This is a genomic window from Pseudomonas kitaguniensis, assembly GCF_049199985.1.
GTDB lineage: Bacteria > Pseudomonadota > Gammaproteobacteria > Pseudomonadales > Pseudomonadaceae > Aquipseudomonas > Aquipseudomonas kitaguniensis.
On record NZ_JBLZPT010000007.1, the window covers coordinates 218772 to 232460 of the forward strand.

13 protein-coding genes are annotated in these 13689 nt (G+C 58.7%); 11 read left to right on the forward strand and 2 right to left on the reverse strand.

Features of this window, described 5'->3' with window-relative positions:
• The first annotated feature begins 100 nt into the window (after positions 1-100).
• The 9 genes from argA to ACOZK9_RS12500 all read left to right on the forward strand — a co-directional run bounded on the left by argA (position 101) and on the right by ACOZK9_RS12500 (position 9368).
• Positions 101-1399: an amino-acid N-acetyltransferase gene (argA, locus tag ACOZK9_RS12460; protein WP_421555926.1), complete on the forward strand. Its 1299-nt coding sequence runs from the start codon at positions 101-103 to the stop codon at positions 1397-1399.
• 628 nt (positions 1400-2027) lie between these two features.
• Positions 2028-3386: an OprD family porin gene (locus ACOZK9_RS12465; RefSeq protein ID WP_058413738.1), complete on the forward strand. Its 1359-nt coding sequence runs from the start codon at positions 2028-2030 to the stop codon at positions 3384-3386.
• Between the two features lie 270 nt (positions 3387-3656).
• Positions 3657-4295 (forward strand): peroxiredoxin, encoded by a 639-nt coding sequence (locus ACOZK9_RS12470; RefSeq protein WP_058413737.1) that lies wholly within the window; start codon positions 3657-3659, stop codon positions 4293-4295.
• A 296-nt stretch (positions 4296-4591) separates the two neighbouring features.
• A complete protein-coding gene (ssuE, locus tag ACOZK9_RS12475; protein ID WP_058413736.1) occupies positions 4592-5185 on the forward strand; it encodes an NADPH-dependent FMN reductase in 594 nt (197 codons plus the stop codon).
• 94 nt (positions 5186-5279) lie between these two features.
• Positions 5280-6248, forward strand: coding sequence for a sulfonate ABC transporter substrate-binding protein (locus tag ACOZK9_RS12480; RefSeq protein WP_421555927.1), 969 nt, complete (start codon positions 5280-5282; stop codon positions 6246-6248).
• Between the two features lie 25 nt (positions 6249-6273).
• Complete coding sequence (gene ssuD / locus ACOZK9_RS12485) at positions 6274-7422, forward strand: FMNH2-dependent alkanesulfonate monooxygenase (RefSeq protein ID WP_058413734.1); 1149 nt, start codon at positions 6274-6276, stop codon at positions 7420-7422.
• 9 nt (positions 7423-7431) lie between these two features.
• Complete coding sequence (gene ssuC, locus ACOZK9_RS12490; protein WP_058413733.1) at positions 7432-8220, forward strand: aliphatic sulfonate ABC transporter permease SsuC; 789 nt, start codon at positions 7432-7434, stop codon at positions 8218-8220.
• Positions 8217-9023, forward strand: coding sequence for an aliphatic sulfonates ABC transporter ATP-binding protein (gene ssuB / locus ACOZK9_RS12495; RefSeq protein WP_122249387.1), 807 nt, complete (start codon positions 8217-8219; stop codon positions 9021-9023). Before ssuC ends, ssuB begins: the two co-directional genes overlap by 4 nt.
• 129 nt (positions 9024-9152) lie before the next feature.
• Entirely contained in the window at positions 9153-9368 is a 216-nt protein-coding gene (locus tag ACOZK9_RS12500; protein ID WP_003176783.1) for a TOBE domain-containing protein, read from the forward strand.
• 133 nt (positions 9369-9501) lie between these two features.
• On the opposite strand, the gene ACOZK9_RS12505 is transcribed toward ACOZK9_RS12500, so the two are convergent.
• Positions 9502-10131, reverse strand: a complete 630-nt coding sequence (locus tag ACOZK9_RS12505; RefSeq protein ID WP_421555928.1) for a TetR/AcrR family transcriptional regulator — start codon at positions 10129-10131, stop codon at positions 9502-9504.
• Between the two features lie 151 nt (positions 10132-10282).
• Complete coding sequence (locus ACOZK9_RS12510) at positions 10283-11659, reverse strand: glutamine synthetase family protein (RefSeq protein ID WP_058413730.1); 1377 nt, start codon at positions 11657-11659, stop codon at positions 10283-10285.
• Positions 11660-11937: 278 nt separating this feature from the next.
• On the opposite strand from ACOZK9_RS12510, the gene ACOZK9_RS12515 reads away from it, so the two are divergent.
• Positions 11938-12177 carry a hypothetical protein gene (locus ACOZK9_RS12515; protein ID WP_082649054.1) on the forward strand — a complete coding sequence of 80 codons (240 nt, stop codon included), beginning with the start codon at positions 11938-11940 and terminating at the stop codon, positions 12175-12177.
• A 79-nt stretch (positions 12178-12256) separates the two neighbouring features.
• A complete protein-coding gene (locus tag ACOZK9_RS12520) occupies positions 12257-13615 on the forward strand; it encodes a glutamine synthetase family protein (RefSeq protein WP_099234891.1) in 1359 nt (452 codons plus the stop codon).
• Positions 13616-13689 lie beyond the last annotated feature (74 nt).

Here is a 13689-nt window from a genome sequence, read left to right on the forward strand (position 1 = left end):
GAGCGTGTCGCCAAGCCTGTTCCGACGATAACCATCAGCCCGCTGTGCGTTTTCACGATTCTTCCTTTTTTGGCTGCTCTTTATTACAGGCCCAGGTTTTATGCCCGACTACGTCAATTGGCTTCGTCATGCTTCGCCTTACATCAATGCTCACCGCGACTGCACCTTTGTGGTCATGCTGCCCGGCGATGGGGTTGACCACCCGAACTTCGGCAATATCGTTCACGACCTGGTGCTGCTGCACAGCCTGGGCGTTCGGTTGGTGCTGGTCCACGGTTCGCGCCCGCAAATCGAAACACGCCTGGAAGCACGCGGCCTCACCCCGGTTTACCACGAAGGTTTGCGCATCACCGATGCCGCCACGCTGGAATGTGTGATCGAAGCGGTTGGCCATTTGCGCATCGCTATCGAAGCACGCCTGTCGATGGACATGGCCTCATCGCCCATGCAGGGCTCGCGCTTGCGCGTGACCAGCGGCAACCTGGTGACTGCGCGGCCAATCGGTGTGCTTGAAGGCGTGGATTACCACCACACCGGTGAAGTGCGCCGGGTCGACCGCAAGGGCATCAACCGCTTGCTCGACGAGCGCTCCATTGTGCTGTTGTCGCCGCTGGGTTATTCGCCCACCGGGGAAATCTTCAACCTGGCCTGCGAAGACGTCGCGACCCGCGCCGCCATCGACCTTGGCGCCGACAAGCTGCTGCTGTTCGGCGCCGATCTCGGCCTGATCGATGAACATGGCCGACTGGTACGTGAACTTCGCCCGCAGCAAGTGCCGGCGCACCTGCAACGCCTTGGCAATAACTATCAAGCCGAACTGCTCGACGCGGCCGCCCAAGCGTGCCGTGGCGGAGTAGGGCGCAGCCATATCGTCAGCTATGCCGAAGACGGCGCATTGCTCACTGAGCTGTTCACCCGCGACGGCGGCGGTACGCTGGTGGCCCAGGAGCAATTTGAGCTGGTGCGCGAAGCGGCCATTGAAGACGTCGGCGGTTTGCTCGACCTGATCAGCCCGCTGGAAGAGCAGGGCATTCTGGTACGGCGCTCACGTGAAGTGCTGGAGCGTGAGATCGAGCAGTTCAGCGTGGTCGAGCGCGAGGGCATGATCATCGCCTGTGCGGCGCTGTATCAGATCGCCGATTCGGATGCCGGTGAACTGGCGTGCCTGGCGGTCAACCCGGAGTACCGCCACGGCGCTCGCGGGGATGTGTTGCTGGAACGCATAGAGACCCGCGCTCGCTCGCAGGGTTTGAAAACCTTGTTTGTGCTCACCACGCGCACCGCGCACTGGTTCCGTGAACGCGGGTTTGAGCCGAGCAGTGTTGATCGCCTGCCTTCTGCGCGGGCGTCGCTGTACAACTATCAGCGTAACTCGAAGATTTTCGAGAAAGCGCTGTAAGCCTGGTGCTGCTTACCTCGCCAGTGCAAATGTGAGAGGGGGCTTGCTCCCGATGGCTTTGAGTCAGTCAGGTAACTGCCGACTGACACTGCGCCACCGGGAGCAAGCCCTCTTTCACATCCCATCACACTAGCAGGCCTTCAGAAGCGTCGATCCGCGCCGATAGCGTCAATGCAGGCGCAGCGCGTGACACTAAAAGAAATTATTAGTGACACAAAAACTGTAACAAATTGACGTGAGTATGTGCATTTCGCCATCATGGCGTCGCTTTTTTGATCGAGAGTGACGTATGCGGCGTTACGTCTACGCCAATCGATCTAAAAAAAAGCGAGTAAATACCCTTGGGGAATTAGCTTATAGCGACGGATGGTCTACGCTGACCGGCTCGTCTGCGTTAAGCGCTTATTCCAGAAGCGTATGAAAAAGAATGAAACAATTCTTTTTGGGTGTATGAAAAACTCATTACCCTGCAGGGACCAAATTAACTGCAGTTAGACCAAGGTAGTAGACACACAAAGTTACGATTGACTTGTGGGTCACTCTCTGGCGCTAATCGCGCATCTGTGGATCGAGGGCGTTAGACCCAAGACCGAAGACATACAAAAATTAGAAATGAGAGGAGCGGTACATGAAGAAGTCTACCTTAGCGTTGGCTGTGGCTTTGGGCACAATCGCCCAGCAAGCAGGCGCCGCTGGTTTCATTGATGACAGTAAAGTAACGCTGGGTCTGCGTAACTTCTACATCAACACCGACAACCGCGATGGCCAGCCATCCGCGACGTCCAACACCCGCAACAAGAATGCTGAATGGGGCCAGGGTTTCGACCTGCGCTTCATCTCCGGCTTCACCCAAGGGACTGTTGGCTTCGGTCTTGATGCTATCGGCCTGTACGGCGTGCGCCTGGACTCCAGCCGTGCCGAACACGGCAACTACACGGGCACCGCTTCGGGCGGCACCGTGTTCCCAAGCGATGGCAACACTGCCGTCAACGATTTCGCCAGCCTGGGTGTGACCGGTAAGGTCAAGATCTCCCAGACCGTAGCGAAAATCGGCACTCTGCAGCCAAACAACCCGGTCATCAAGACCAACGACGGTCGTTTGCTGCCACAAACCTTCCAGGGCGGCGAGATCTCTTCGAACGAGATCAAAGACCTGACCCTGACTGCTGGTCAGATCGAGCACGCCAAGGGCCGTAACTCCAGCAACAACGAAGGTTTGTCGCTGGCTGGCGCCAACGGTAGCTCGAACTACAACGCGGGCAACTTCGTTAACAAGTTCTACTACGCCGGTGCTGATTACAAAATCACCAAAGACCTCACCGCTTCGTACTACTTCGGCGAGCTGAAGGACTTTTACGCGCAGAACTTCCTGGGCCTGGTACACAACTGGTCCATCGGTCCTGGCGTACTGAAAAGTGACCTGCGCTACTACCGCAGCCGTGACAACGGTGCCAACGGTGACGAAGCTGGCTACTACACCTCGGGTTACTACTCGGACAAGCCGACCAACGCTACCAAGGTTAAAGGTAAGGTCGACAACGACCTGTACAGCTACCTGGCGTTGTACTCGATTGCCGGTCACACTTTTGGTGGCGGTTACCAGTACACCAAGGGCGACAGCGACTTCCCTTGGCTGAACCAGGGTGATGGCTCGTCGAACAGCACCACGACCGACATGCAGATCCAGAAGTTTGCCCGTGCTGGCGAACGTACCTGGCAAGCTCGCTACGCTTATGACTTCGCCAAGATTGGCGTGCCTGGCCTGACGGCCGGTATGGTCTACCTCAAAGGCAGCAACATCGAAACTGTTGTCGGCGAGAAAACCGAGTGGGAACGCGACCTGACCCTGGCTTACGTTGTTCCAGAAGGTCCGCTGAAGAACCTCGGCGTAGCCTGGAAAAACGCTATGTGGCGCACCGACTTGGTGAACACCCGTTCCCAAGACGAAAACCGCGTAATCGTTAGCTACAGCTACGCGTTCAAGTAAGACTGTAAAACCTTGCCCGGCGCAATGCCGGGCAAGGTGTCTTGCTTTCAAGTCGGGCTCAACCCCCGCAAGCCCTTCCCGAATTCCTCTTTGCAGCGTCTCAAGGCCTTCTCGAACCTTGGAATGGATGTTGATCCCAGCCTTTTCTCACGTCCAGTGAACAGATTTTTAATATTCCTTTATCGTCTGGATAAATCGATATTTATTCTTTTTAAATAATCCTCAACCCATGCACAGTGGGCTCCATAAGCACTCATCAGGAGCCACACCATGAGCCTAAGACTGGGCGACATCGCCCCCGACTTCGAACAGGATTCCAGCGCCGGCAAGATTCGTTTCCACCAATGGTTGGGCGACAGCTGGGGTGTGCTGTTCTCTCACCCGGCCGACTTCACCCCGGTGTGCACCACCGAGCTTGGCTTTACCGCCAAGCTCAAAGACGAGTTCGCCACACGCGGCGTCAAAGCCATCGCCCTGTCGGTGGACCCGGTGGACTCGCACCACAAGTGGATCGAAGACATCAACGAAACCCAGAACACGGTGGTCAACTTCCCGATCCTGGCGGATGCCGATCGCAAAGTGTCGGACCTCTATGACCTCATCCACCCGAACGCGAGTGACACCCTCACCGTGCGCTCGCTGTTCGTGATTGACCCGAACAAAAAGATTCGCCTGACCATTACCTACCCGGCCAGCACCGGCCGTAATTTCCACGAAATTCTGCGGGTGATCGATTCGCTGCAACTGACCGACAACTACAAAGTCGCCACACCCGCCAACTGGCAGGACGGTGACGAAGTGGTCATCGTGCCGTCGCTCAAGGACGAGGAAGAAATCCAGAAGCGCTTTCCCAAGGGCTACCGTGCAGTGAAGCCATACCTGCGCCTGACCCCACAGCCCAACCGCTGAGGCTGACACCGCCATCGGGGGCAAGCCCCCTCCCACAGTTGACCGCGTTCCCCTGTGGGAGGGGGCTTGCCCCCGATGGCGTCTGTAGATACACCACTGATTCAATGCAAGGGTTTTCAGGCCGTTTTCACGGCCTTTTTTTTCGCCTGGCGGTTCAGTTTTCGCATATGCATTTAGAGAATAAACAAATGAAAAAATGAGATTTATAGATATATAAATCTACTGATAAGGTCTGTCCCATCTTGGCGACATCGCCACACAGCGAACCGCTGACACTTGCTCAAGGAATTTCCTACATGCTGGTCGTAACACTTGGAGGCAGTCCCAGCCAGCGTTCGCGCTCCGGGGTCTTGCTGGAAAAATCCCGTCAGTGGCTGCAAGACAAAGGCGTGGAAGTCGTCAGTTATCAGATACGCGACTTCCCCGCCGAAGACTTACTGCATGCCCGCTTCGACAGCCCCAAAGTCATCGACCTGTTGCAGCAGGTGGCCAACGCCGACGGCCTGGTTATCGCCACGCCGGTGTACAAAGCGTCGTTTTCCGGTGCGTTGAAAACCGTGCTCGACCTGCTGCCCGAACGCGCACTGGCGCACAAAATCGTATTGCCGATGGCGACGGGCGGCAGCATCGCCCACATGCTGGCGGTCGACTACGCCTTGAAGCCCGTGTTGTCGGCCCTCAAGGCGCAGGAATTGCTCCACGGCATTTTTGCCGAAGACAGCCAAATCGCCTACGCCGAAGGCAGTGCCCAGGCGCAATTGGTGCCGGTGCTTGAGCAGCGTTTACACGAGGCGCTGGAGACGTTTTACAGCGCCATGGCGCGTCGCCCGAAACCGCTTGATCCGAATGTGTTGAATGAACGTTTGTTGAGTGCTCGCTGGAGCATTTAAGCCTTACCGGATTGTGTAGTACTCACCTTACTCAGCCGCCAACGGCCAAGCAGGTGCAGCCAACCCCCTAATCGCACTTTTTGGAGAGAGCGCCATGCGCACTGTCATCTTGCGTCGTGGTCTGGTCGCACTGTTTGCTGCGGCTGTGTCCTTCGGCGCCATTGTCCAAGCCCAGGCCGCCGACACCCTGCGGATCGGTTATCAGAAATACGGCACGCTGGTGTTGCTCAAGGCCAAAGGCACGCTCGAAAAACGCCTCGCGGCTCAGGGCGTGCAGGTGCAGTGGACCGAGTTCCCCGGTGGCCCGCAGTTGCTCGAAGGCCTGAATGTCGGCTCCATCGACTTCGGCGTCACCGGCGAAACCCCACCGGTTTTCGCCCAAGCCGCCGGGGCAGATTTGCTGTATGTCGCCTACGAGCCACCGGCGCCGACCAGCGAAGCGATCCTGGTGCCGAAAGACTCGCCGATCAAATCGGTGGCAGAGCTTAAGGGCAAGAAAGTTGTGCTCAACAAAGGCTCCAATGTGCACTACCTGCTGGTACGTGCACTGGAAGACGCCGGCCTCAAATACACCGATGTGCAGACCGTGTTCCTGCCGCCCGCCGATGCCCGCGCCGCGTTCGAGCGTGGCAGCGTCGACGCTTGGGTGATTTGGGACCCGTACCAGGCCGCCGCCGAGAAACAACTGCAAGCGCGCACCCTGCGTGACGGCACCGGCATTGCCGACAACCATCAGTTCTACCTGGCCACCAAGCCCTACGCCGAACAACACCCTGACGTGATCAAGGCATTGGTGGAAGAAGTGCGCGCCGTGGGCGAATGGTCCAAGGCCCACCCGGAACAAGTCACCGAACAAGTCGCACCGCTGCTTGGCCTGCCGGCTGACATCACCCTGACCTCGGTGAAGCGCCAAGGCTACGGCGCGTTGTTCCTGACCCCGGAAGTGGTGGCCGCCCAGCAGAAAATCGCCGACAGCTTCTACCAACTCAAATTGATCCCCAAACCCTTGAACATCAAGGACGTGATCTGGACGCCACCCGCCGCCGTTGCCAACGCGCCGTAATTCGATTTCTTCAGGAGACAACTCCATGAGCCTCAATATTTTCTGGTTCCTGCCTACCCACGGCGACGGCCATTACCTTGGCACCGCCGAAGGCGCTCGCGCCGTCGATCATGGTTATTTGCAGCAGGTGGCCCAGGCCGCTGACCGCCTCGGCTTTGGCGGGGTACTGATCCCCACCGGTCGCTCCTGTGAAGATTCGTGGCTGGTGGCCGCCTCGCTGATCCCGGTGACCCAGCGTCTGAAGTTTCTTGTCGCACTGCGCCCAGGGATCATTTCCCCGACGGTGGCTGCGCGTCAGGCCGCGACTCTGGATCGCCTGTCCGGCGGCCGCGCGTTGTTCAACCTGGTGACCGGCGGTGATCCCGACGAATTGGCGGGCGACGGTTTGTTCCTCAGCCACGAAGAGCGCTACCAGGCCTCGGTAGAATTCACACGTATCTGGCGCCGCGTGCTGGAGGGCGAAACCGTGGACTACGACGGCGAGCACATCAGCGTCAAAGGCGCCAAATTGCTCTACCCGCCGATCCAGCAACCGCGCCCGCCGCTGTACTTCGGCGGCTCCTCGGAAGCGGCCCAGGACCTGGCAGCCGAGCAAGTGGAAATGGTGCTGACGTGGGGCGAGCCACCGGCTGCGGTCGCTGAAAAAATCGCCCAGGTACGCGCCAAGGCCGAAAAGCTCGGGCGCACGCTGCGCTTCGGTATTCGCCTGCATGTGATCGTGCGCGAGACCAACGAAGAAGCCTGGCAGGCCGCCGAAAAACTGATCTCTCACGTCGACGACGAGACCATCGCGCGCGCCCAAGCCTCGCTGGCACGCTTCGACTCGGTTGGCCAGCAACGCATGGCTGCCTTGCACGGCGGTAACCGCGACAACCTCGAAGTCAGCCCCAACCTGTGGGCCGGCGTCGGCCTGGTACGCGGCGGCGCGGGTACGGCGCTGGTGGGTGATGGCCCTACGGTGGCTGCACGCGTCAAGGAATACGCCGACTTGGGCATCGACACGTTTATCTTCTCCGGTTACCCACACCTGGAGGAGTCGTATCGGGTCGCTGAACTGTTGTTCCCGCACTTGGACATCGAACGTCCCGAGCTGCCTAAAGGTGCCGGCTACGTGAGCCCGTTTGGCGAAATGGTCGCCAACGACATTCTTCCTAAAGCTGCGTCACAGAGCTGAGGCGGCGTTATGAATTTTGAGAAATTAAGCCATCGCGTAGCCCCATGGGTGCTACCGGTTTTATTGCTGGCGGTGTGGCAGTTGTCGGTGTCGGCGGGTTGGTTATCGACGCGTATTTTGCCGGCGCCGAGTGCGGTGATTGAAGCCGGCGTCAACCTGGTGCGCACGGGCGAAATCTGGACTCACTTGGCCATCAGCGGCTGGCGTGCGGGCCTCGGTTTTGTGATCGGTGGCAGCATCGGCCTGGCCTTGGGTTTTATCACCGGCCTGTCGAAATGGGGCGAGCGCCTGCTGGACAGCTCGGTGCAGATGATCCGCAACGTGCCGCACCTGGCGCTGATTCCGCTGGTGATCTTGTGGTTCGGCATTGACGAAACCGCGAAAATTTTCCTGGTCGCGCTCGGCACGCTGTTCCCGATTTACCTGAACACTTACCACGGCATTCGCAACGTCGACCCGGCGTTGGTGGAAATGTCGCGCAGTTATGGTTTGTCCGGCTTCAGCCTGTTTCGTCAGGTGATTCTGCCGGGCGCCTTGCCTTCGATTCTGGTGGGCGTGCGCTTTGCGTTGGGCTTTATGTGGCTGACCTTGATCGTGGCGGAAACCATCTCGGCCAGCTCCGGCATCGGTTACCTGGCAATGAACGCGCGCGAATTTCTGCAAACCGACGTGGTGGTACTTGCCATCGTGATGTACGCGATTCTCGGCAAGCTGGCCGACCTCGCCGCCCGCGGCCTGGAGCGTGTATGGCTGCGCTGGCACCCGGCGTATCAAGTGAATAAAGGCGGTGCGGCATGACAGCTCAACAACCCCCGCGCCTGCTCAAAGGCATCCCGCTGGCGGTGCGCAAACTGCGCAAGGCCTTTGGTGCACGCGAAGTACTCAAGGACATTGACCTGCACATTCCGGCAGGCCAGTTCGTGGCCGTGGTCGGTCGCAGCGGCTGCGGCAAAAGTACCTTGCTGCGCCTGCTGGCCGGTTTGGACAAAGCCAGTGGCGGTGAGCTGCTGGCCGGTTCCGCGCCGCTGAGCGACGCGATTGAAGACACGCGGTTGATGTTCCAGGAAGCGCGCTTGCTGCCGTGGAAAAAGATCATCGACAACGTCGGCCTCGGCCTTCATGGCAACTGGCGCCCCAGGGCGCTGGAGGCGCTGGAAGCGGTCGGCCTGGCCGAGCGTGCCAATGAGTGGCCGGCGGCCTTGTCCGGCGGCCAGAAGCAACGTGTGGCCTTGGCGCGTGCGTTGATTCACCAGCCGCGCTTGCTGCTGCTCGACGAGCCGCTGGGTGCGCTGGACGCCCTGACCCGCATCGAGATGCAACAACTGATCGAAAACCTCTGGCAGAAGCATGGTTTCACCGTGTTGCTGGTGACCCACGACGTCAGTGAAGCCGTGGCGATTGCCGACCGGGTGATTTTGATCGAAGACGGCGAAATCGGCCTGGACTTGATCGTCGACCTGCCGCGGCCACGCGCCCGAGGCTCGCATCGCCTGGCCGCGCTGGAAGCCGAAGTGCTTAACCGTGTGCTGTCGTTGCCCGGCTCGCCGCCGGACCCTGAACCTGTTTCACCGTTGCCTACGCAATTGCGTTGGGCTCAATAAAAGCAGCGGCAAGCTTCAAGCTACAAGCTACAAGCTTCAAGCTTCAAGCTTGTAGCTTGTAGCTAACAACTTGTAGCTAACAACGTGCAGCTAACCACTTGCAGCTATTTCGACCCGAGGAGAAATCGTATGACTATTAAAGCCATCAACGTGCGTAACCAGTTCAAAGGCACCATCAAGGAAATCGTTGTAGGCGACGTGCTGTCGGAAATTGACGTACAGACCGCGTCCGGTATCGTTACGTCGGTGATCACCACTCGCTCGGTCAAAGAGCTGGAGCTGGTGATTGGCAGCGAAGTGATCGCCTTCGTGAAATCCACCGAGGTATCGATCGCCAAGTTGTGATCGAAATGTGCGGCGGCCTCATCGGGAGCGATTCGACTCGCCGCACCGCCCCTTCCACACTTTGATATGTGAACGCAGTCAAATGTGGGAGGGGGGCTTGCTCCCGATGAGGCCCGCCCAGCCAACACAAACCCTAGCGCTTAGGCAAATAAGCCGGCAAATAAAGCCCCACATACGCATCAAACACCCGCATGCCTTCCTCGGCCATGCGCGGCGTAATCTGCCCGTGCTGATGCACCGAGCGTGCATATACGCGGTCGCTCAACTCCAGCGCCAATGCAAACACGTCGACATCGGTGGGCAGTGTCGGCACTTCGAAGTGACAATTGAACACGTCAAGCATCAAGTCTCCCAACTCCAAATCATGCTGACGATCCGCCTGAGTCACTTCGGTGAGACCGTGCTGCGCCAGGATCAACTGCCGTGCGGCCGCATCGTTGCTGTAGACAGTCAGCATCCGCTGCTCGACGATGTAGGACAGGTCACGCCAGTGCTTGAGTGAATCGTGGTCGATAGGCGCCTGAATGGCCGCGCGAAAAGCGCTGTGCACATCCGCCGTCAACGCTTCCAGCAACGCCGGCACACTGGCGAAGAAGTGATACACCGACGACGGGGGAATCTGCGCCCGCTCGGCCACGCTGTAGATCGACAAACCGGCCACGCCTTCGGTCGCCAGCAATGTGCGGGCGGCGTCGAGGATCGCGTCGATTCGCGCCTGGCTGCGGGCGCGGGGTTTGCGAAGGGCGGCGGGGCGGGTTGTCATGGAAGTCTCCTACAAGGCAGAGCGCATTGTACGCAGAGATCCAGGCATGTAGAGAGAGTGGGGAAGGTTGTTATTGCCAGCGGGGTTATTGTAGTGAACAGGCCCCTTGTGGCGAGCGGGCCCGCTCGCCACAAGGGAGTACAGCAACCGCTTACACGGTATGCAGATACCAGTTGTACTCAAGGTCGGAGATGGAGTGTTCGAACTCCTCCAGCTCACTTTCCTTACAGGCCACGAAGATGTCGATGTACTTGGGATCGATGTACTTGGCCATCACTTCGCTGTCGTCCAACTCACGCAAGGCATCACGCAGGTTGTTCGGCAGGCTTTGCTCGTTCTGCTCGTAGCTGTTGCCCGCCACTGGCGCGCCCGGTTCGATCTTGTTGGTCAGGCCGTGGTGCACGCCCGCCAGCACTGAAGCCATCAGCAGGTAAGGGTTGGCGTCGGCGCCGGCCACGCGGTGTTCGATACGCACCGCATCGGCCGAGCCGGTCGGTACGCGAATCGCCACGGTGCGGTTGTCCAGGCCCCAGCACGGCGAGTTCGGCACGTAGAACTGTGCGCCGAAACGACGGTAGGAGTTGACGTTAGGGCACAAGAACGCCATTTGGGCGGGCAGGGTCTCGAGCACACCGCCGATCGCGTGACGCAATGCGGCGTTCTGCTCGGGATCCTCGCTGGCAAAGATGTTCTTGCCGTCTTTGTCCAGGATCGAAATGTGCACGTGCAAACCGTTGCCTGCCTGGCCTGGGTAAGGCTTGGCCATGAAGGTGGTGTCCATCTCATGGTCGTAGGCGATGTTCTTGATCAGGCGCTTGAGCAGTACCGCATAGTCGCAGGCCTTGATCGGGTCGGCCACGTGGTGCAGGTTCACTTCGAACTGCGCCGGGGCACTTTCCTTGACGATGGCGTCAGCCGGGATGCCTTGCTCTTTGGCGCCTTCCAGAATGTCCTGGAGGCAATCGACGTATTCGTCGAGGTCGTCGATCAGGTAGACCTGTGTCGAGTGCGGGCGTTTGCCGGAGATCGGCGAGCGCGGTGGTTGTGGGCGGCCGTTCACGTTCTCCTGGTCGATCAGGTAGAACTCAAGCTCGAAGGCGGCGCAGATCGTCAGGCCGAGGTCGTCAAATTTGCTGACGACTTGGCGCAGCACTTCGCGAGGGTCGGCGAAGAAAGGCGTACCTTCAAGTTCGTGCATGGTCATCAGCAATTGCGCGGTAGGGCGCTTTTGCCAGGGTTCATTGCACAGGGTGTCGGGGATCGGATAACAGATTCGGTCAGCATCACCGATGTCCAGACCCAAGCCGGTGCTTTCCACCGTCGAGCCGTTGATATCCAGGGCAAATAGAGAGGCAGGCAGGTTAATGCCCTTCTCGTAAACCTTGTGGAGGCTGGTGCGTTCGATGCGCTTGCCGCGCACCACACCATTCATATCCGCAATTAGAAGGTCTACGTACAGAACCTCAGGATGATCCTTAAGGAACGCGTTCGCTTCATTAAGCTGAACGGCACGCGGGGGTACCGACATGATGCAACACCTTTGTTGTTAAAAATATCAATCATTGATCTTTTCTGGTTTCAGTCAACCCGAACGGCATGCCGAAGTCAAGCAAGGGCTTTTTTGCCCTAAAAAAGCACCGCGAAGGCTTTTTTGGGGCTTTTTGGGGCGATTTTTTGGGTTTAGAGGGCGCAGGATTCGCAGGCTTGAGCGGGCCGTGTTGTATTTTTTACGGGGGTGTTGTGTAAAAAAATGAACAAGGCTAAGCTCGATTCAAACCCATAACAGCAATAATACCGGGGTGCTCCATGTCTCGCCTGCCGCCACTTGGCGTCTTGGCCTGCTTTCGCCAGGCCTTGTCAGCAGTCCGTTTTCCCCGCGTGAATGCCCACGCACCGGCCAATATTCTTGACGGCCCCGTCGCTTCCCTTTTTGCCATTTCGACTGCCACTGAGCGGCTGCCATCCGCGCTGCCGCTCAAGATTGCGCACGACTTTGGCGTGAGGAATGCAACGTTGCAGCAAATGGCAGGTAAGCTCCTACCCTGAACGAAAAAACGACGCGGATGCTGCGTCAACCAACGCCTGGCCTTTAATGGATGCCAGGAAACCCAGCCCAGAGGCATTTATGAGTAACAACCTCGACCAGCTCACCGATTGGTTGAAAGACCACAAGATCACAGAAGTCGAATGCATGATTGGCGACTTGACCGGCATCACCCGGGGCAAGATCTCGCCGACCAACAAGTTCATCGCCGAAAAAGGCATGCGCTTGCCCGAGAGTGTTCTGTTGCAAACGGTTACCGGCGATTACGTCGAAGACGACATCTATTACGAATTGCTCGACCCGGCCGACATCGACATGATCTGCCGCCCCGACCAGAATGCCGTGTTCCTGGTGCCCTGGGCCATCGAGCCGACCGCCCAAGTGATCCACGACACCTACGACAAGCAAGGCAACCCGATAGAGCTGTCGCCGCGTAACGTGCTCAAGAAGGTCCTCAAGCTGTACTCCGACAAAGGCTGGCAGCCCATCGTGGCACCGGAGATGGAGTTCTACCTGACCAAACGCTGCGAAGACCCGGACTTCCCGCTGCAGCCGCCGATTGGCCGTTCCGGGCGCCCGGAGACCGGTCGCCAGTCCTTCTCTATAGAAGCCGCCAACGAGTTCGACCCGTTGTTCGAAGACGTCTACGACTGGTGCGAGCTGCAAGAGCTGGACCTCGACACGTTGATCCACGAGGACGGCACGGCGCAGATGGAGATCAACTTCCGTCACGGCGATGCGCTGTCACTGGCCGACCAGATTCTGGTGTTCAAGCGCACCATGCGTGAGGCCGCGCTCAAGCACAATGTGGCCGCTACCTTTATGGCCAAGCCGATGACCGGCGAGCCCGGCAGCGCGATGCACTTGCACCAAAGCATCATCGACATTGCCACCGGCAAAAACGTGTTCTCCAATGAAGACGGGAGCATGAGCCAGCTGTTCCTGAACCACATCGGCGGCCTGCAGAAATTCATCCCTGAACTGCTGCCGCTGTTTGCGCCCAACGTGAACTCGTTCCGCCGCTTCCTGCCCGACACGTCGGCGCCGGTCAACGTGGAGTGGGGCGAAGAGAACCGCACCGTCGGCCTGCGCGTGCCGGATGCCGGCCCGCAAAACCGTCGCGTGGAAAACCGCTTACCGGGCGCCGACGCCAACCCGTACCTGGCGATTGCCGCCAGCTTGTTGTGTGGCTACATCGGCATGGTCGAAGGCCATAACCCGAGCGCGCCGGTGGTGGGGCGTGGTTACGAGCGGCGCAACCTGCGCTTGCCGTTGACCATCGAAGACGCGCTGGAACGCATGGAAAACAGCAAGACCATCGAGAAATACCTGGGTAAAAAATTCATCACAGGTTATGTCGCGGTCAAGCGGGCCGAGCATGAAAACTTCAAGCGCGTGATCAGTTCGTGGGAGCGGGAATTCCTGCTCTTTGCCGTCTGATGCGCCGGGGGGGGGGGGGGGGGGGGCGGCCCGACGCGACAACAAAAAAAAAAAAATATATTTTAATAAAAACA

Bases quoted from the DNA above. Each gene is read 5' to 3' on its own strand.
- argA (WP_421555926.1), top strand. From the start codon at position 101: ATGCCCGACTACGTCAATTGGCTTCGTCATGCTTCGCCTTACATCAAT.
- ACOZK9_RS12465 (WP_058413738.1), top strand. From the start codon at position 2,028: ATGAAGAAGTCTACCTTAGCGTTGGCTGTGGCTTTGGGCACAATCGCC.
- ACOZK9_RS12470 (WP_058413737.1), top strand. From the start codon at position 3,657: ATGAGCCTAAGACTGGGCGACATCGCCCCCGACTTCGAACAGGATTCC.
- ssuE (WP_058413736.1), top strand. From the start codon at position 4,592: ATGCTGGTCGTAACACTTGGAGGCAGTCCCAGCCAGCGTTCGCGCTCC.
- ACOZK9_RS12480 (WP_421555927.1), top strand. From the start codon at position 5,280: ATGCGCACTGTCATCTTGCGTCGTGGTCTGGTCGCACTGTTTGCTGCG.
- ssuD (WP_058413734.1), top strand. From the start codon at position 6,274: ATGAGCCTCAATATTTTCTGGTTCCTGCCTACCCACGGCGACGGCCAT.
- ssuC (WP_058413733.1), top strand. From the start codon at position 7,432: ATGAATTTTGAGAAATTAAGCCATCGCGTAGCCCCATGGGTGCTACCG.
- ssuB (WP_122249387.1), top strand. From the start codon at position 8,217: ATGACAGCTCAACAACCCCCGCGCCTGCTCAAAGGCATCCCGCTGGCG.
- ACOZK9_RS12500 (WP_003176783.1), top strand. From the start codon at position 9,153: ATGACTATTAAAGCCATCAACGTGCGTAACCAGTTCAAAGGCACCATC.
- ACOZK9_RS12505 (WP_421555928.1), bottom strand. From the start codon at position 10,131: ATGACAACCCGCCCCGCCGCCCTTCGCAAACCCCGCGCCCGCAGCCAG.
- ACOZK9_RS12510 (WP_058413730.1), bottom strand. From the start codon at position 11,659: ATGTCGGTACCCCCGCGTGCCGTTCAGCTTAATGAAGCGAACGCGTTC.
- ACOZK9_RS12515 (WP_082649054.1), top strand. From the start codon at position 11,938: ATGTCTCGCCTGCCGCCACTTGGCGTCTTGGCCTGCTTTCGCCAGGCC.
- ACOZK9_RS12520 (WP_099234891.1), top strand. From the start codon at position 12,257: ATGAGTAACAACCTCGACCAGCTCACCGATTGGTTGAAAGACCACAAG.